The following is a 19,401-nucleotide window of genomic DNA, read 5'->3' as shown; positions in this document are numbered from 1 at the left end:
TATTTTGAAAGCTTATTTATCCTTACTTTTCCCTAACAATAAAAATTAATCACGGCTTTTTAAAAAAATAAAAAGCAAATATTGTGATGTGTTCGACAAATATACAAACAAACCGTTTGATATTTTTGTTATCGATTTGTAGATTTACAGTTGCATTTAATGATTCGCTTTTATGATTAAACTTAAAAAATAAGAATCATATTCGGAGCATATATGACAACTGATCAACTCCAGGCGCACTTTGACACCAAGATCGAAGCCGATCTTTCCATTGAAGCTAAGGACTGGATGCCCGATGCCTATCGCCAAAACCTGATACGTCAGATCGGTCAACACGCACACTCGGAAGTTGTCGGTATGTTGCCAGAAGCCAACTGGCTCACTCGGGCCCCCACACTGCGCCGTAAGGCCGTGTTATTGGCAAAAGTACAGGATGAAGCAGGACACGGGCTTTACCTCTACAGTGCCGCAGAAACACTTGGCTGCTCTCGTCAGGACATTTACCAGAAGCTACTGGATGGCAAGATGAAATATTCATCAATCTTCAACTATCCCACCTTAAACTGGGCAGATGTCGGCGTCATTGGCTGGCTGGTGGATGGTGCTGCAATTGTTAATCAAGTCGCCCTGTGCCGGGCATCTTACGGCCCTTATGCCCGTGCTATGGTCAAGATCTGCAAAGAAGAGAGTTTCCACCAGCGACAGGGATATGAGGCGGTTATGGCATTAGCAAAAGGTAATGAAGCTCAGCGGGCCATGCTGCAAGATGCCATCAATCGATTCTGGTGGCCGACTCTGATGATGTTCGGCCCCAATGACAGTGATTCCCCCAACAGTGCCCAAAGCATAGCCTGGAAAATCAAACGGTTCAGTAATGATGAACTGCGACAGAAATTTATCGATAACACTGTCCCTCAATTGGAAGCATTAGGCATGACTGCTCCTGATCCAGAGTTGACCTGGGATGAGACCATTGGCCATTACCGTTTTGGTGAAATCAATTGGGATGAATTCTATCAAGTGCTCAAAGGGCGGGGCATATGCAATCATGAACGTCTGGAAGCCAAACGCCGTGCTTGGGAAAACGGGAGTTGGGTACGTGAAGCGGCTTCTGTTCATGCCAAAAAACAGGCTGCTTAATCCGTTGCGTTATTAGTACAAATTCGGAAAAGGAGACAAAACATGAACGATACCGATTGGCCGCTGTATGAAGTCTTTATCCGCAGCAAGCAGGGGCTGACTCACCGTCATGTCGGCAGCCTCCACGCAGCAGACGATCAAATGGCACTGGAAAATGCACGTGATGCCTATACCCGACGCAACGAAGGTTGCTCTATCTGGGTAGTGAAATCCATGTATCTGGTTGCATCACAACCAGAAGATCGTGGCGCTTTTTTCGAGCCTTCAGAAGACAAGATCTACCGTCATCCGACTTTCTACACGATCCCTGATGGCATTAAGAATATGTAGAGGTGAGACATGAATACATCTCGTATTGTTTCACCCAACGAGACGCTTTTTAACGATAACCTTGCTAACTACGTACTGCGTCTGGGAGACAGCCCGCTGATTCTGGCGCAACGCTTGTGCGAATGGTGTGGTCATGCACCAGAGCTGGAGATTGACTTAGCGCTGTCCAATATTGGTCTCGATTTACTGGGGCAAGCACGTCATTTTCTCGGTTATGCCGCCATGCTTTACGAGACAAATCACGGGACAAATGTTGATGAAGATAAACTGGCTTTTGGTCGTGAAGAACGAGAATTTCGCAATCTTTTGTTGGTAGAACAACCAAATGGTGGCTTTAACGATACGTTAGCACGCCAGTTTTTCATTGATGCCTATCACGTCTTACTTTATCAGGCATTAGGGCAGAGTCAGGATCCTCAGTTAGCAGCCATCAGTAATAAGTCATTAAAAGAAGTGAAATATCACCTGCGTTTTAGCCGTGGCTGGATGATCCGTCTGGGGGATGGCACAGAACAAAGCCACGAAAAAATGCAAAACTCTGTCAATCAATTGTGGCGCTTTACCGGCGAACTATTCCATTGTGATGAAGTGGAACAACAACTTGCTGAAATTGGAATTGCCATTGATCCCCGCACACTCTATGAGCCATGGCAACAAATCGTCAAAGAGACCTTTGCGCAAGCCACGTTAGACATACCACAGGAAATACCTTATCGACAGGGTGGAAAACAAGGGCAACATACAGAACATTTGGGTTACATACTGGCAGAAATGCAATTTTTGCAACGGACTTACCCAGACTGTAACTGGTGACTGAGGCTGATAACCAAATCCGATAACTAAGCCCGATAAGATCAGGAGGAAATGATGGAACAGCAATTCAAAACATTGCAGCAGCCGGAAGTCCATCAGATCTGGCAGTGTTTACATCAGATTGCCGATCCAGAATTGCCAACACTATCCATTACCGATCTCGGTATGGTACGGGCCGTTCTGCCTTTCCACACTGAACAAGCCGGTCAAACAGGCTGGCAGGTGATATTCACTCCGACTTATTCAGGCTGCCCGGCGACAGAATTTCTGGTCAATGAAATCCACACAACACTGACTCAGGCAGGGTTCTCGCCAGTGCATGTCGATGTGAGTCTGAGTCCGGCATGGACAACTGACTGGATGAATGCAGATGCCAGACAACGTTTACGTGAATCCGGTATCGCACCGCCGCAAGGTTCAGCCTGTGAGAAACCGGCAGACAGAGAATCCATCATCTGCCCTCGTTGTAGCAGTCATGAAACGGAAAAAATCAGTGAATTCGGCTCCACTGCCTGTAAAGCGCTTTATCGCTGCCGGCAATGCCTGGAACCCTTCGATTATTTCAAATGTATTTAATTTTAAATGTCTTTAACAAGGGAGCAGCAGATGACTATTCTTCATCGTCCCGGTTCTCAACAAAAACAGCGCCAACAGGAACAATTTTACCGGACGCAACGCCAGCAGACACCGTTTCAGCGAACGCAATTTCATCACTTACGTATTGTCGCTATCGAGCATGAGACCCCTGATTCCGTTGCCGTCACGCTGCATGTACCCGATGAATTAAGAGAATTCTTTCACTATCAGCCCGGCCAGCATCTGACACTCAAAGCAAAGGTGGATGGAGAAGAGCTGCGCCGCTGTTATTCCATCTGTAGTTCACCACTGGATAGTTCGCCACTGGATAATGTATTGCAAATCGGCGTCAAGGCCGTTTATCAGGGGCGCTTTTCCACCTTTATCAACCAACAATTGAAAGTTGGCGATGAATTAGAAGTCATGCAGCCACAAGGTCATTTTGGCCATCTTCCTGATACTGATACGCGGGGAAATTATCTGGCTATTGCGGCGGGTTCCGGTATTACCCCGATTCTATCGATTATCAAAAGCACACTGGCCCTGGAGCCAGAAAGTTTTTTTACTCTGATTTATGGTAATCGTACCAGTCGCTCCGTGATGTTCAAAGAAGCGTTGTCTGATCTCAAAAACCGCTATCTACAACGTTTTCAGATAATATACCTGTTCAGTCAGGAAACTACCGACAGCCCGCTGTTCAACGGTCGTATCAATACAGAAAGCCTCTTACGTATTGGCAAAACCCTGCTCACTTTTGCTCAGTTTGACCATGCCTTTCTTTGTGGACCTGAAGCTATGCTGGATGATGCCAAAATAGCACTTGAGCAGGCTGGCATGCCGTCTGAACACATTCATAGTGAACGTTTCAACACAGGGAATCGTCCCCTTTACTCCACTTCCCGTCCAGACAATCTGATCGAACGCAATGAAACCCGTGTCGAAATTCATCTGGATGGTCGCATCTTGAATATTGTCATGAACGCTGAGGATAACAGCATTCTTGATGCAGCTCTGCGTCAGGGAGCCGATTTACCCTATGCCTGTAAAGGCGGGGTTTGCGCCACCTGTAAATGCCGGCTTAAATCCGGTGAAGTGAATATGGGAGTGAACTACAGCCTGGAACCGGATCAACTGGCTTCCGGCTATATTTTAAGCTGTCAGTCGTGGCCACAAGGCGACGGTGTCGTTGTTGATTTTGACGTCTAAGATTTCTCATCACTAAGAAATTTTCAAGCAAAAATGGTCATAAATCAGGAGCTATCATGAACCAAGAATGGATTTTATGTCAGCAGCAACAGCGGGTACGCACACTGACTCTCAACCGTCCAGAAATGCGCAATGCTCTCAGCAATGACTGTCTGGAACAACTTGTACAGCATCTGGAGCAGGCGGATACCAATGCCGACACCGGCGCTATCATCATTACCGGTTCACAGCGCTGTTTCGCCGCGGGTGCCGATCTCAAAGAACTACAGCAACAGACCGTTGCTACCGCAATAATCGATCGTCGTCCTCAACTCTGGCAACGCCTGAACAATATCAGCAAACCGATAATAGCTGCTGTTAACGGCTATGCGCTCGGCGCAGGTTGTGAACTTGCACTGGCCTGTGATCTGGTGATCTGCGGTGAAAGTGCCCGCTTCGGCCTGCCGGAAATCACTCTGGGATTAATGCCGGGCGCAGGAGGTACACAGAGACTGATTCGCAGTGTTGGCAAAGCCCTTGCCAGCCAGATGATATTAACAGGTGAAGCTATTGATGCTCATCAGGCACTGCAAGCGGGGTTAGTGAGTGAAGTCTGTATCGAAAACCTGACGTTGAAGCGTGCACAACAGATAGCAAACCGCATCAGTGAATTTTCGCCGCTGGCATTGCGGGCGGCTAAGGCTGCGCTCAGGACTGCACACGAAACCGGCCTGTCACAAGGGCTGTCTGCCGAGCGCCAATACTTTATTGCTTTGGCAGGTACAGCCGACCGTCAGGAAGGCATTTCGGCCTTCCTTGAAAAACGTAAACCGACCTTTAAAGGATACTAGTAGATGGAAAATGAAAATATACCCACGATCCTCACTGAAATTAAAGCAGGCGTCCTTAGCATTAAACTCAACCGTCCCAAATGTATAAACAGTTTTAACGAGGAAATGCACCGGCAGCTAAGTGAGGCGCTAAAGATCGCTGAACAGGATGAATCAGTGCGCTGTGTACTGCTCTCAGGAGCCGGACGTGGATTTTGTGCGGGGCAAGATCTAAACGATCGCAACGCTGTTATCAATGTAGATGGCGCTCCTGATCTCGGTTATTCCATTGAAACTTTCTACAATCCGTTGATCCGTCGACTGACGTCCCTACCCAAGCCAGTGGTCTGTGCTGTGCATGGTGTCGCCGCAGGAGCCGGTCTCTCTATCGCTTTGGCCTGTGACATTGTGATCGCAGCCCGCGACACCAGCTTTATTCAGGCGTTCTGTCGTATTGGTCTGACACCGGATGCGGGCGGTAGCTGGTTCCTGCCCCATCATATTGGTCATGCCCGTGCTATGGGAATGGCTTTGTTAGGAGACAAAATCACCGCTGAACAGGCACTGGAATGGGGAATGATCTGGCAAGTTTTCGAGCCTAATGAGTTAGAGGAGAAAGCCTGGGAAATTGCGCAGCGTCTGGCAACCCAACCCACCTTCTCTCTCGCGTGTATTAAGAAATCCACTTACGCGGCGGCAAGCAATACGTTAGATGAACAACTTGATCTCGAGCGCGATCTACAGCGCCAGTGCGGACACACTGAAGACTTCCAGGAAGGCGTTAACGCATTCATAGAAAAACGCGAACCACAATTCAAAGGGAAATAATCATGAACATGCCCATACATCATCGTTCAATATCTAATCATTCAATGCTCAATGAATCAACACTGAACGGCCCAATCGCTGTGATTGGTGCAGGCACGATGGGTATCGGCATTGCTCAGGTAGCAGCTCAGGCAGGACATACTGTCCTGCTATTTGATGTAAACAGTGAAACTGCACAACGTGCGCTGAATACGCTCCACACCCGCCTGCATCAACGTGTCAAAGCAGGCAAGGCAGATGCAAGCAAAACTCAGGAACTGTTGCAACGTATCACGCTGGTAGATTCATTACATTCACTGGTATCAAGCGCGCTGGTCATTGAAGCGATTATCGAAAAGTTGGCCGCGAAGCAGGATCTATTCCGTCAACTGGAAACCCTTTGTTCAGCACAAACCCTTTTTGCCAGTAACACCTCATCGCTGTCGATTACTGCCATTGCCCGCGTACTGGAAGCGCCTCAGCGTATGGCAGGGCTGCATTTTTTTAATCCTGCCCCATTGATGAAACTGGTAGAAATCGTGCAAGGGTTGGAAACGTCCCCACAGACAATGGCAACTCTTAAACGCCTCGTGATCGGCTGGCAAAAACAGCCTGTCATTTGTCGTTCTACACCCGGTTTTATCGTCAACCGTATCGCACGCCCTTTTTATGCGGAAGCCCTGCGTGCACTGGAAGAACAAATTGCTTCCCCCGCAACACTGGATGCGGTTATGAAAGACTCCGGCGGCTTTGCAATGGGGCCATTGCAGCTTACCGATTTAATTGGACATGATGTTAATTACGCCGTGACCGAATCCCTGTTCGATGCTTTCTACGGTGATACACGTTTTCAGCCATCACTACGACAAAAAGAACTGGTAGAAGCTAATCATCTGGGGCGTAAAAGTGGCCGGGGATTTTATGTTTATGCGGGCAAGGATTATGCTGACAAAACGCAACAACAATTTATTCCCACCATTACGGAGATAATTACAGAGACATCGCCGACAGCACTAATACCATCTGAACAAATTAAAATAATCGGTAATTGGTCTGCCTTGCCGCACTTTACCACGCTGTTACAGCAACACGGATTATTACACCCCAATAAAATTGCTGCTGAAAAAAGCGAAAATATTCAGCTACCATCACCAGTATTACAGATTGACGACGTTATATTTATGCTGGCAACAGGGAAAACCAGTTCACAACTTACTGATGAAATTGGGATGCCGGTAGTGCAGTTTGATCTATCAGCCAACCATCAGACCGCACCGATAATGACGATCAGTGCAGCCTGCCAGAATACCCAGCAACAGACCGCAAAAGTGATCAACTTTCTATACGCCCTCGGCAAACAAGTGATTTTACTGCCGGATTATCCGGCTCTGCTGACCATGCGTACTGTAGCGATGCTGTGCAACGAAGCATTGGATGCCCTTAATAAAGGTATCGCCAACGCCGAAGATATCGATCTGGCAATGTGTTATGGCGTGAATTATCCCATTGGCCCTTTAACATGGGGTAACCAGCTTGGCTGGCAGCACATTCTCAGTACGTTAGAAAACTTACAACACTTCTACGGCGAACCCCGTTACCGTCCGTCTCCTTTGCTGCGCCAACTGGCTGCGGGTTATGTCTCACTGCCACATATCTCACCGCAACACCCGTCGTCTACACAGCAACATGAACATCAATTTAAGAAGAAAAATCATGCCTGATAAAACCAACAACTCTCCTAAACAACTTGCCCGGCACTCCATTGAAGCTATGTATACCAGAGATGCTTGCGCCAACCATATGGGCATACACATCGACTATATCGATATCGGGATCGCTCAATTAAGCATGACCGTTGAGCCTACTATGCTCAACGGTCATAAAACCTGTCATGGCGGCATCATATTCACTCTGGCTGACACGGCTTTCGCCTACGCCTGTAACAGTGAAGGACTTGCTGCTGTGGCTTCAGGATGCAGTATAGATTTCATTCATCCGGTCTTTAACGGTGACCAACTCACAGCTATCGCTTCGGTGCAACATCAGGGAAAAACGTCTGGATTGTATGATGTTAAAGTGACCAATCAGAATGGCAAAACAGTAGCCTTCTTCCGTGGTCACGCTCATCGCCTTGGTCACTCAGTTTTAGAAGAGCCTTCAAAAGCTCCCCCTTCTCAATCCTCTCTACCTAAAGATCATCGGAGAGAAAAATCATGAATCATGCATTTATTTGTGATGGAGTACGCACCCCTATCGGGCGTTATGGTGGAGCCCTTGCCAGTCTACGGGCGGATGATCTGGCCGCTCTGCCATTACAAGCATTGATAGCACGTTATCCCACATTAGATTGGCAAGGGTTAGATGGGCAAGGTATTGATGACGTCATTCTCGGCTGTGCCAATCAGGCTGGCGAAGATAACCGTAATGTCGCACGTATGGCGGTACTACTGGCTGGACTACCATATTCCGTCCCCGGAACAACTCTCAATCGATTGTGTGGTTCTGGTCTGGAGGCGTTGGCTTTTGCGGCCCGCAGTATCAAAGCTGGCGAAGCTCATCTGATACTGGCTGGTGGTGTTGAATCCATGACCCGTGCGCCATTAGTGATGGGAAAAGCAGAACATGCGTTCAGTCGTCAAGCACAGATATTCGATACCACGATTGGCTGGCGTTTCATTAATCCACGCATACAACAACAATTTGGTACGGATTCGATGCCGGAAACCGCAGAGAACGTTGCTGCCCAATTTAAAATCAGCCGGGATGCTCAGGACGCTTTCGCTCTGCGTAGCCAGCAACGTACAGCCAAAGCTCAGCAATGCGGTATTCTGGCCGAAGAGATCACTCCTGTTACCCTGCCTGGCATCCGCAAAACCGCTTTAGTTTCACAAGGCTTGGTTTCACAGGATTTATTTTCACAGGATGAACATCCCCGGTCTGACACAACATTCGAGCAGTTGCAAAAGCTCAAAACCCCATTCCGTGTTGACGGCACAGTCACTGCTGGCAATGCCTCCGGCGTTAATGACGGGGCAGCCGCTCTGATCATCGCTTCAGAAACAGCAGTTCAACAACATGGTCTGACCCCACGGGCACGTATTGTCGCAACCGCCACCAGTGGCGTTGAACCGCGCATTATGGGGATAGGACCGCTGCCTGCCACTGAAAAAGTACTGGCACTTACGGGCCTGAGCCTGAGCCAAATGGATGTGATTGAACTGAATGAAGCTTTTGCAGCCCAATCACTGGCGGTCATTCGTCAATGGGGATTGCCGGATGATGCAGAGCATGTCAACCCGAATGGCGGCGCAATTGCGCTTGGGCATCCATTGGGCATGAGTGGTGCCCGCCTTGCACTGACAGCCACTCTTGAACTGGAACGGCGGGCGGGCCGTTATGCCCTATGCACCATGTGCGTTGGAGTGGGACAAGGTATCGCCATGATTATCGAGCGCATATAACTTATAAAAACAGCCTGTTACAACCAAATCAACAAAATGGCGGGAAATTATGAGCAACAACGTACAACACTTCAACTCACACGTTACTCCACACACCAATGCACATTTCGATCCTATGGAATTTGCTTCACGCGATGAAATTCAGACACGGCAATTTGAGCAAATAAAATGTACGCTGCATCACGCCTATAACAACGTACCAATGTATCAACACAAATTTGATGCCATTGGCATTCATCCCAGTGATTTCAGACAACTCGATGACATCAAGAAATTCCCTTACACCACCAAGCAGGATCTAAGGGATAACTACCCCTTTGATACCTTTGCCGTGCCAATGGAAAAAATTGTGCGTATTCATGCGTCATCCGGCACGACTGGTCATCCGACCGTCGTGGGCTATACCCAACAGGATATTGATAACTGGGCTGACTTGGTCGCCCGCAGTCTGCGTTTCGCCGGGGGAACCGCCAAAGACAAAGTACACGTTGCTTACGGTTACGGCCTGTTTACGGGGGGATTAGGTGCACATTATGGTGCTGAGCGTCTGGGGGCAGCCGTGATCCCCATGTCTGGAGGACAAACGGAAAAACAAGCACACCTGATCCGGGATTTCAAGCCTGACATCATCATGATGACACCTTCCTACTGTCTGACACTACTGGACGAGCTGGAGCGCCAAATGGGAGGCGATGCCAGACAATGTTCCCTGCGGGTTGGCATTTTCGGTGCCGAACCGTGGACGAAAGGTCTGCGCCAGGAAATAGAGACACGCATGGGCATTAAAGCACTGGATATTTACGGCTTGTCCGAAGTCATGGGGCCGGGTGTTGCGATGGAATCAGTGGAATACGCAGATGGTTCCACCATTTGGGAAGATCACTTCTATCCAGAAGTAATTGATCCGGATAACCTGAATGTCCTGCCGGACGGAGAGAATGGCGAACTGGTTTTCACAACGCTGACCAAAGAAGCCATGCCTGTGATCCGCTACCGTACCCGTGACCTGACCCGTTTATTACCGGGAACCGCCCGCAATATGCGCCGTATGGACAGGATCACCGGACGCTCCGACGATATGCTTATTATCCGCGGTATTAACGTCTTCCCCTCACAGATAGAAGAACAGATTGTACGTTTCAGAGAACTGTCACCACACTATCAATTGGAAGTAAATCGCGTGGGTAATTATGACAGCCTGTTCGTCAAGGTCGAACTGAAAGAACCTAATCAACTCAGTCTCCAACAACGCTGTGGCATTTGCCACCAACTGCATCACCACATTAAATCCATGGTCGGTATCAATACAGAAGTCAGCATCGTCAACTGCGGAGATATTCCCCGTTCAGAAGGCAAAGCGGTTCGAGTGATTGATAACCGTCGGTATGGATAATTATGCTAATGTCATGACACAGTTTCGATTCGAAAATAACAAAATATGACTCACAAACTCGATGATTTTATTCAATATGCTCTTGCTGCCCAACCGATTAGCGGAACATCGCTGATCATTTCCCTGTATGGCGATGCCCTCAGTCACCGGGGTGGTGAAGTCTGGCTAGGTAGTCTCAGCCTTCTGCTGGAGCCGATGGGATTCAGTGACCGCTTTGTGCGGACATCTGTCTTTCGTTTGCAAAAAGAGGGATGGCTGGAGGTGGAAAAAATCGGTCGTCGTAGCTATTACCGCATCACAGAACGCGGCATGAACCAATTCCGCCATGCAGAGAGTAGAATTTATCTCAGCGGACAACCTGCCTGGGATGGCAAATGGGATCTACTGCTACTGGAAGAGAGTAACAAAGAAGAACGCATCCGCCTGAAAAAAGAGTTGAGCTGGCTTGGATTTGGTCAACTCAATAGCACATTAATGGCTGCCCCTGGCAGCTCACAAAGTGATATTCCGGCCCTGCTCAGAGAACTTAACGCCAGTGACTCTGTTATCTACTTCCGGGCGGATTATCCTTATCCCCGTTCAGAACAAAGCCTGAAAGAGCGGGTATCCGCCAGTTGGTCGCTGAACCAAGTCGCTCAGCACTACCATGAATTTATCATCTCATTCCGTCCTTTGATGAAACTATTGCAAGACTGCAATCCAGACGAACTGACACCAGAACGCTGCTTCCAACTACGCCTTCTGCTTATCCACTTTTACCGCCGTGTCGTGCTGCGCGATCCACTACTACCGGATGCCCTGCTGCCTGCACAGTGGGAAGGGCAAATCGCCCGTCATTTATGTATCAACATCTACCAACGCATCGGCCCTGCCGCAACACAGTACATCGGTGAACAATGTGAAACTACCATAGGTAAACTGCCCCAACCTGCTGCCGCGTATTATTGCCGTTTTGGTGGATTACGCAGTGGATCTTAGTATTTTCTGACGATTGATTTTGAGGAAATGTTTATGCCTGTCTATACAGGCACCACCTGTTCGCGATCTGCGAGCAGGTTCTCTATTATTTTATAGCAATCACCTCAGAAGGTTTTATTGTTATTTTCTGACCATGTAATTCACAATCTTCCATCATTTGGATAACACCTTCTTTAGCCCATAAAGCTTGTGCTCCTTCTGCTTCTTTATATGGAACAACATATTCACTCATATCAATAAATGGCTTGCTGAATAAAATGGCTTTATAATCATAACCATCTCCACTATCTGGAATGACCCAATCAATTAGATAATTAGCATTTTTCCAAAAAATAATCATACTTTCAAATTCATCATACTCTTTTGTTTTATCAAAATTATATCCAATCAAACAGTATTGATTATTAACTTTTTGTAAATTAAACTTTCTTATAAGATAACTCAACGCAGGAAAATAATTTTCCTTATATTTTTTTATCTTTAGTGGATTAAATGTATTGTCTGGTTTTTTATAATATATTCCCCATTGCCCTGTTTTCTCCCAAGAATTAAAATCTAATGCTTCTTGCTTCTTCGAAGAAGCAATTAAAGGGAATAAAATCATACATAACCCAATTAAATATTTCATATTCAATCTCTTATTTTAAATAACTATCAGACAGCTTATAAAAATCTTGCCCTTGTAATGAAAATAATTTTATGAAATTTGGACCAGGAGAACCACGCCCGGTTGTTCTCCATGCAACTATCTCTACATTAGATATTTTATTACTTTTAGCTATATTTATAGCATTTGTAATTAAACGTCTATATGCTAGAAATTTCGAATTAGTACCATCATTCGCAGTAGCAATCATACCTTCAATTCTATCCTTTATACTGGATTTAATATTGGGATATTGCTGAAATCCTTCTATTGTCCGAGGCCCTGAAATTAGTCCAATTAATTTATTTCCATGTTTTGGTACATCAAGTTCATGTGCTTTAGGGGACTTAACTCTGTTTAATAAAGCATCATGCATATACTGCATAGTATCTTTAGCTTCTTTTTCATCATACTTTGTTCCCAGTGAATCTGGAGATTTCGTCTCCGCCAACAATACCATCAACATCGCTTTCTGTTCAGGAGTGAGATCCGTAGGAATCGATATTTTAGATAACACATTAATTGTTAACGGTGGGAAACAATCTTCAGCAACACCGGCGGCAAAAAAGGAACAGTAATCGATATTCGTATCTACCGCCCTAATGATACTCACTCCCATATTGACGGCCGTTATTTGTAGGGTTTGTTCTCTGAGCAGAGGATTATCACGTTGAAAAATGGAGACAAGGCCATTGTTCGGTTGAAATTTAAGATGTTTTTTGGTGCCACTATTTAGACCATCAATCTTTAATGTCAGTGTATTGCCCGGCGTCAGATAAAAAACAGTTTCATTAAGTAACGCCCGGTTATTCCGCATGATAATAAATTTAGACATATTAATTATCCTTTTTATTTTGGTTAAATACGATCCATAACCCATTGAGTTATAATAAAAATAATCTTATGAACAAATCGAACTACTGTCCAGTAAGACACCTCTTATTTTTTAAATATGCTTTTCATCTTTCAGAATATAATTATCAATAATGGAAATTATTTATTACTGTTCTATATCCTCAGTATTTGTGACAAACATCTATCTTAAACACGCATTTCTAAAATATTACTTTAAAAAGCTAATCGGTTTCTGGTTCTCCTGATAGAGTTATTAATTAACTTAACGAAAATTTATCTCAACATCTATTGGTTTTTTCAAACATACATAAATCCTAAAATTAAAAATGAGGAAAGATATGTCAAAGCTTGTTTATTATGTCGCGGCCACAATGGACGGTTATATCGCTACAGAAAACCACGAATTAGGTTGGTTAGAGACATTTACCCTCAGCGAAGATGCCACTCCTTACGAGAAATTTTATCAAAGCATTGGCGCAGCGATTATAGGTGCACGGACTTATGAATGGATTATGAAAAATATTTCAGGTCACTGGCCGTATCAAAATATTCCCTCTTTTATTCTCTCCTCCAGAAATTTGTCCATTCCGGCAGAAATTAATGCCGTTGTCACTCATGATTCAGCCCATCAAATTGTTACCAAAGCAAAAGCGGCAGCTAAAGGTAAAGATGTTTGGCTCATTGGTGGAGGAAAAACGGCTGCATTTTTTGCAGATGCAGGAGAATTACAACAACTGTTTATTACTACGGTTCCCGTGTTCCTGGGTTCAGGTATTCGCGTTTTGCCAGTCAGCCGTTCGATTCAGGCAATACCTAATCAACAACGATTCTTGAGCAGTGGTGTAATCGAAACCATTATGGATATCAAGTCAACAGCATAATTATTTGCAAAAGGTATCATCGTGGCCCTGTTCCCCGATTCCTGCCGGACGGATGACCACACTGGGCGTTTCAACACCACACCCTGAGGTGATTGAACAAGTTGCCACAGGACTTCACCTGATAAGTAAGGAAAAGGAACTGAAGAAAAATATTATGGCAAGTGATCATAGTTTTCATGATAGTTTCTACTGACTACTTTCTCAATGCTTCTTTCATTATTCAAATTAATTTCGGCATAATGGGGAATATAATGGACATAAATAAATACAATGTCAGTGAAAAATTATTTTCATTAGAAAAGTTCAGTAAAAAAACCCGACAAGATTTACATAAAATCGCCGAACTTTCTGGCCGGGAATTTAAAACTGCAAAATATTGCCGTGATTTAATAACAAGTTTCGGTTATGCCACTAAAAATTATGCAGGTTATACCGGTTTTCTTGCTGATTTAATTATTGATCCAGCCAAACCTTTAATTGCATTTCGCGCTGATATGGATGCGCTCGCTATACCCGATATGACGAATAATGAGCATAGCTCTACCCATGAGGGTTATGCACATAATTGTGGTCATGACATCCATATGGCAGTAGCCCTGACCGCAGCCAATTATTTGTCCCAGTATCAGAATGAAATGAATGCCAACGTACGTTTCATCTTTCAAATGGCTGAAGAAGACATGCGGGTTCCGGGAGCGGATAAAATGGTTGAGCTAGGATGTATGGACGGAGTGAGTGAAGTCTATGCCCTGCACAACAATGCTGCTGTGGAGACCGGAACCATCAGTCTCAATAGCGGTGTAGTAACATCATGGGGTTCAACATGGACACTGGATGTATACGGTGTTTCTGCTCACGGCTCTACACCACAGAGGGGGTTGGATGCCATTCGAGAAGCATGTCGTATCATTGATTACCTGGACTATGTCGTTGCCAAAAAAACCAGTCCTTTCAGCCCTGCGGTATTCAATTGCGGTATGATTACTGGCGGCACAATTCCCAACACCGTAGCCGATCATGTTCAGGCTCAGGGAACTATCCGGGCAATGGATAAAGAGACCGACCAGATTCTGAAAAACAGTATTCAAGAAATGATTGCCCGCAGCGAAGCGGGGGGATTCAAAGCTACAATGGCTTACGTCAGCTATCCCGCGGTAGAAAACCATCCTCATGCTTACTGGCGAATCATCGAAGCGGCCAGCAACTTCCTGCCACAAAGAAATATCGAAACTAACAGCCGACCAACGACGGCCAGTGATGATTTCAGCTACATGGTTAATGCCACCCAAAATCGCACAGGTGCTATGTTCACACTTGGCAGCGGAAATAAAGCGAAAGGAATAAATAACTTTCCACACTCTAATCCTTATTTTGTTGACGATAATTGTCTACTGATTGGAGCACAGATTTTTATTAATCTTGTTATTTATTAATCATATTTGGCGTCCGACAGTGGAATATCGGATGCTGAGTTACCCTGATTCAAACATATTCACTTGTTCAATTAAACACAAAGAAAAAAAGAAAAAAAGGTAAAATACTTCATAATATTTTTAAACAAGCAAGAAATATGAATATAATCTATATAAGTACAATCCATATAATATGTTTAATCAAGCACCCTGTAATATAAAATAAAAAGTCAAATTAAACAATGGAATATGGAATTTTTATATTAATGACGGAGGAATAACTGCATTTTTTCAATTAAATGGGAATACACATTAAAAAAGCCATAAAATTAGTTTTCACTGTATAATCAATAGATAATAAACATAACGAAAACAACATTCATCACCCGCATCTATTAATTACAAAGGAAATTAAAACCATTAAAACAATAAATTTAAGTAATATAAAAAGTATTATATTTTCACACTAATAGAATAAAGTGTGATCTAAAACTCAAACAACATATCTTTTCATATTCAAAATTCTGAAATCTGACTAGGATGGGGTGATTATTACTTCATTCTATGAATTATCTCATCATAAAAGTAATTATTCTGTTATACCCTATGGATTTCAGACTGCGAACTTGAAAGACGACGGGTATAGCACCAATTTACGTTATTCAATTCACTACTCCTGCCATATGAAGGAGAAAAGGCATGAAGAAAAAACAAATAAATCAAAAGGATATTGATAATCTTATTCGGCTAATCGGGGGGCAAGAGAATATTGCCTCCGTAAGCCATTGTATCACCAGACTCAGATTTGTTCTTAATGCACCAGAAAAAGCTGACGCCAAAGCTATTGAAGAATTACCTATGGTAAAAGGTTGTTTCACCAATGCTGGTCAGTTCCAGGTAGTCATCGGGACGAATGTAGATATCTATTATAAGGCCCTGCTCGCCGCCACCGGAAAGCAGTCAGCCAATAAAGAAGAGGTCAAACAGGCCGCGCGACAAAATATGAAATGGTATGAAAATGCAATTTCACATTTTGCTGAGATCTTCTTCCCATTGCTGCCTGCACTTATCAGTGGCGGTCTGATATTAGGCCTCCGCAACTTGATCGGGGGAATTCCATTTAGTGAAGAAAAATCCCTCGCTCAGATATATCCAATCTGGCAAACCATCTATGATTTCCTCTGGCTGATTGGTGAAGCCATATTTTTCTATCTGCCTGTCGGTATTTGCTGGTCTGCCGTAAAAAAAATGGGCGGAACTCCCATCTTGGGCATTGTTCTGGGGATCACACTGGTCTCCCCACAACTAATGAATGCCTACTTACTTGGGCAACAGGTGCCTGATGTCTGGAATTTTGGTTGGTTTACCATCTCCAAAGTGGGTTATCAGGCTCAGGTTATACCTTCCCTGATGGCTGGCCTGACGTTGGGATGGATTGAAACACGTTTGAAGAAACTGGTGCCGGATTATCTTTACCTGGTGATTGTTCCGGTGGTTTCCCTGTTGCTGGCAGTTTTCCTTGCCCATGCACTCATTGGCCCGATTGGGCGTGCAATCGGTGATGGTGTTGCATGGTGTGTCAAAGGGCTGATGACCGGAAGTTTTGCGCCGATTGGGGCTGCCTTGTTTGGCTTCTTCTATGCTCCATTGGTTATCACTGGTGTACATCAGACTACGCTGGCCATTGACCTGCAAATGATCCAAAGCACAGGCGGCACACCTATCTGGCCAATCATTGCCCTGTCCAATATTGCTCAAGGCTCTGCGGTTGTCGGAATTATCTGGGCAAGCAAAAAAGAAAAAGAGCGGGAGATTTCAGTTCCGGCAGCGATTTCAGCCTATCTCGGCGTTACCGAACCTGCCATGTATGGTATTAACCTGAAATACCGTTATCCCATGTTCTGTGCAATGATTGGAACCAGCCTGGCGGGTCTGATATGTGGACTCAATCATGTTACCTCCTATGGTATTGGTGTGGGAGGAATACCGGGTATTCTATCCATAAAACCCCAGTTCTGGGTAATCTACCTTATCGCCATGCTTATCGTTATTGTTGTGCCAATGGCACTTACCGTTCTGATGTATCGCAGGAATGAGCGTAAAGTCGCATTGGCTAATGGAGCAGCAAGTTAATAGGATACAGGTTAATAGGAATTGTTATGACTGAACAACAACCGTGGTGGTTAGACAGTACTATCTACCAGATTTACCCAAAAAGTTTTCAGGATAGTACAGGAAGTGGTACGGGGGATATTAATGGGATCACCCAACGTCTGGATTATTTACAGCGCCTCGGTGTAGGCGCTATCTGGATCACACCAATTTATCCATCTCCACAGGTAGACAATGGCTATGATGTCGCCAATTACTGCGCCATTAATCCTGATTATGGAACAATGGAAGACTTTGATAATTTGGTGGAAAATGCCCATCGTCGTGGCATTCGCATCATTTTAGATATGGTCTTTAACCACACCTCAACCGAGCACCCGTGGTTTAAAGCAGCACAGGATATTAATAGCCCTTATCGCCAATTTTATATCTGGCGGGAAAGTACCAAGGATTCCCTTCCCAATAACTGGAAATCCAAATTCGGGGGTAACGCGTGGCAATGGCATCCAGCGAGCCAACAGTATTACCTTCATCTGTTTGCTGTAGAACAAGCTGATTTGAACTGGGAACATGAACCCGTTCGAACCGAGCTGAAGAAAGTCTGTGAGTTCTGGGCCGACCATGGGGTTGATGGACTAAGATTGGATGTGGTTAACCTTGTCTCAAAACAACAGGACTATCCTAATGATGAGCATGGTGATGGCCGCTGTTTTTATACCGATGGCCCGCGAATACATGAATTTTTGCAGGAAATGAGTCGTGATGTTTTCCAACCTAAGGGATTAATGACTGTCGGAGAGATGTCCTCCACACGCCTTGAACACTGTGTCCGCTATAGCGCATTGGATGGCAAAGAACTCTCCATGACATTTAACTTTCATCATCTGAAAGTTGATTACCCTAATGGTGAGAAATGGACTCTCGCTAAGCCTGATTATATTGAACTGAAAAGGATTTTTTCGACTTGGCAACAAGGTATGCATCAAAAAGCCTGGAACGCACTTTTCTGGTGTAACCATGACCAACCTCGCATTGTTTCCCGGTTTGGCGATGAAAACCAACACCATAAGATATCTGCCAAAATGTTAGCCATGGTGCTACACGGCATGCAGGGAACACCCTATATTTATCAGGGTGAAGAACTGGGTATGATGAATCCTCATTTTAAGCGTATTGAAGACTATCGGGATATTGAAAGCCTGAATATGTATCAAGAGCGTATTGAAAAAGGCGTACAGCCTGAAGAAATTCTGGCAATTCTGGCACAGAAATCCCGTGACAATAGCCGAACTCCAATGCAATGGGATGATTCCAGCAACGCGGGTTTCACTTCGGGTACTCCGTGGATCGCTACTTGCGATAATTATCGTGAAATCAATGCAGAAGCCGTATTACAGGACAACGATTCTGTATTTTACTGCTACCAAGATTTGATTAAGTTAAGAAAAACACAACCCATCCTAACTCACGGTGATTACCTGGATCTTTTACCCGACCACCCTTCACTGTGGTGTTATCTGCGTCGTTGGCAGGATCAAACTCTGCTGGTTATCGCCAATCTCAGTGACGAAACACAACTTTGGTCTCCAGAGTCTGGACTCACACACCAAAATTGGCGGGTACTTATCAGTAATTACCCATCATCAGCAAAAAAAATAGAGAAGGAAATTAAGCTCAATCCTTATGAAGCAATATACTTAATTTCAACATAACAATATTATTTATGTTTTTTATTTTATCGTAATACATTGTTTATAAGATGATTTAAATATTATGCCTCGCCAAATAAAAGGTGAGGCATAATATTAATTAGAAAAAAAACTTATAAATAAAAAAGTAAGAAAATAACATATATCTCCCCAGTACAAAGAAAATTCCATATCCAGCTTTACTTTTATTAACACCTGCTATACTTAAAAATGAAATATACAAATACAATCCACCTTTCAAATTACAGCTTCCTTGACTGACATTCTCTTGTT

At 44.6% G+C, this 19,401-nt stretch carries 18 protein-coding genes; 16 read left to right on the top strand and 2 right to left on the bottom strand.

The genetic code is table 11. The features are described from left to right. The first annotated feature begins 213 nt into the window (after positions 1–213). The 12 genes from paaA to paaX are packed head-to-tail and all read left to right on the top strand — an operon-like array spanning position 214 to position 11,513. Positions 214–1,140, top strand: coding sequence for a 1,2-phenylacetyl-CoA epoxidase subunit PaaA (gene paaA, locus AAC147_RS00880; protein ID WP_047684646.1), 927 nt, complete (start codon positions 214–216; stop codon positions 1,138–1,140). Positions 1,141–1,182: 42 nt separating this feature from the next. Beyond that, entirely contained in the window at positions 1,183–1,470 is a 288-nt protein-coding gene (paaB, locus tag AAC147_RS00875) for a 1,2-phenylacetyl-CoA epoxidase subunit PaaB (protein ID WP_047684643.1), read from the top strand. 9 nt (positions 1,471–1,479) lie between these two features. Then, on the top strand, positions 1,480–2,283 hold the full coding sequence (gene paaC / locus AAC147_RS00870) for a 1,2-phenylacetyl-CoA epoxidase subunit PaaC (RefSeq protein ID WP_052189705.1): 804 nt from the start codon (positions 1,480–1,482) through the stop codon (positions 2,281–2,283). Between the two features lie 54 nt (positions 2,284–2,337). Then, positions 2,338–2,859, top strand: a complete 522-nt coding sequence (gene paaD / locus AAC147_RS00865) for a 1,2-phenylacetyl-CoA epoxidase subunit PaaD (protein ID WP_047684640.1) — start codon at positions 2,338–2,340, stop codon at positions 2,857–2,859. Positions 2,860–2,889: 30 nt separating this feature from the next. Continuing rightward, positions 2,890–4,065, top strand: coding sequence for a 1,2-phenylacetyl-CoA epoxidase subunit PaaE (paaE, locus tag AAC147_RS00860; protein ID WP_081989121.1), 1,176 nt, complete (start codon positions 2,890–2,892; stop codon positions 4,063–4,065). 56 nt (positions 4,066–4,121) lie between these two features. Further along, positions 4,122–4,895, top strand: coding sequence for a 2,3-dehydroadipyl-CoA hydratase PaaF (gene paaF, locus AAC147_RS00855; RefSeq protein ID WP_047684637.1), 774 nt, complete (start codon positions 4,122–4,124; stop codon positions 4,893–4,895). A 3-nt stretch (positions 4,896–4,898) separates the two neighbouring features. Further along, positions 4,899–5,702, top strand: coding sequence for a 2-(1,2-epoxy-1,2-dihydrophenyl)acetyl-CoA isomerase PaaG (gene paaG, locus AAC147_RS00850; RefSeq protein ID WP_047684635.1), 804 nt, complete (start codon positions 4,899–4,901; stop codon positions 5,700–5,702). 2 nt (positions 5,703–5,704) lie between these two features. After that, positions 5,705–7,402, top strand: coding sequence for a 3-hydroxyacyl-CoA dehydrogenase (locus tag AAC147_RS00845; protein WP_445286323.1), 1,698 nt, complete (start codon positions 5,705–5,707; stop codon positions 7,400–7,402). Beyond that, positions 7,395–7,898, top strand: coding sequence for a hydroxyphenylacetyl-CoA thioesterase PaaI (gene paaI / locus AAC147_RS00840; protein WP_052189703.1), 504 nt, complete (start codon positions 7,395–7,397; stop codon positions 7,896–7,898). Before AAC147_RS00845 ends, paaI begins: the two co-directional genes overlap by 8 nt. Beyond that, positions 7,895–9,142 carry a 3-oxoadipyl-CoA thiolase gene (gene pcaF / locus AAC147_RS00835; protein WP_047684632.1) on the top strand — a complete coding sequence of 416 codons (1,248 nt, stop codon included), beginning with the start codon at positions 7,895–7,897 and terminating at the stop codon, positions 9,140–9,142. Before paaI ends, pcaF begins: the two co-directional genes overlap by 4 nt. A gap of 49 nt (positions 9,143–9,191) precedes the next feature. Next, complete coding sequence (paaK, locus tag AAC147_RS00830) at positions 9,192–10,535, top strand: phenylacetate--CoA ligase PaaK (RefSeq protein ID WP_052189701.1); 1,344 nt, start codon at positions 9,192–9,194, stop codon at positions 10,533–10,535. A 45-nt stretch (positions 10,536–10,580) separates the two neighbouring features. Next, on the top strand, positions 10,581–11,513 hold the full coding sequence (gene paaX / locus AAC147_RS00825; RefSeq protein ID WP_047684629.1) for a phenylacetic acid degradation operon negative regulatory protein PaaX: 933 nt from the start codon (positions 10,581–10,583) through the stop codon (positions 11,511–11,513). Between the two features lie 85 nt (positions 11,514–11,598). Here the strand turns inward: paaX and AAC147_RS00820 are convergent, their stop codons facing one another. Then, positions 11,599–12,141, bottom strand: coding sequence for a hypothetical protein (locus AAC147_RS00820; protein WP_047684627.1), 543 nt, complete (start codon positions 12,139–12,141; stop codon positions 11,599–11,601). Positions 12,142–12,151: 10 nt separating this feature from the next. Next, entirely contained in the window at positions 12,152–12,994 is an 843-nt protein-coding gene (locus AAC147_RS00815) for a hypothetical protein (RefSeq protein ID WP_047684625.1), read from the bottom strand. Between the two features lie 358 nt (positions 12,995–13,352). On the opposite strand from AAC147_RS00815, the gene AAC147_RS00810 reads away from it, so the two are divergent. From AAC147_RS00810 to treC, 4 genes are all read left to right on the top strand, one after another. Further along, entirely contained in the window at positions 13,353–13,895 is a 543-nt protein-coding gene (locus AAC147_RS00810; protein WP_047684623.1) for a dihydrofolate reductase family protein, read from the top strand. A gap of 251 nt (positions 13,896–14,146) precedes the next feature. Next, a complete protein-coding gene (locus AAC147_RS00805) occupies positions 14,147–15,328 on the top strand; it encodes a M20 metallopeptidase family protein (RefSeq protein WP_231571540.1) in 1,182 nt (393 codons plus the stop codon). Positions 15,329–16,006: 678 nt separating this feature from the next. Next, the gene (gene treB, locus AAC147_RS00800; RefSeq protein WP_047684620.1) at positions 16,007–17,440 is read left to right on the top strand and encodes a PTS trehalose transporter subunit IIBC; all 1,434 of its coding nucleotides are present in this window, start codon (positions 16,007–16,009) and stop codon (positions 17,438–17,440) included. A gap of 26 nt (positions 17,441–17,466) precedes the next feature. After that, on the top strand, positions 17,467–19,131 hold the full coding sequence (gene treC, locus AAC147_RS00795; RefSeq protein WP_047684617.1) for an alpha,alpha-phosphotrehalase: 1,665 nt from the start codon (positions 17,467–17,469) through the stop codon (positions 19,129–19,131). The last annotated feature ends 270 nt before the right edge of the window (positions 19,132–19,401 follow it).

This window comes from Xenorhabdus sp. NBAII XenSa04 (assembly GCF_963866145.1).
GTDB lineage: Bacteria > Pseudomonadota > Gammaproteobacteria > Enterobacterales > Enterobacteriaceae > Xenorhabdus > Xenorhabdus indica.
Note: the sequence above shows the minus strand (reverse complement) of the source record. Positions and strands in the feature narration are given on the sequence as shown.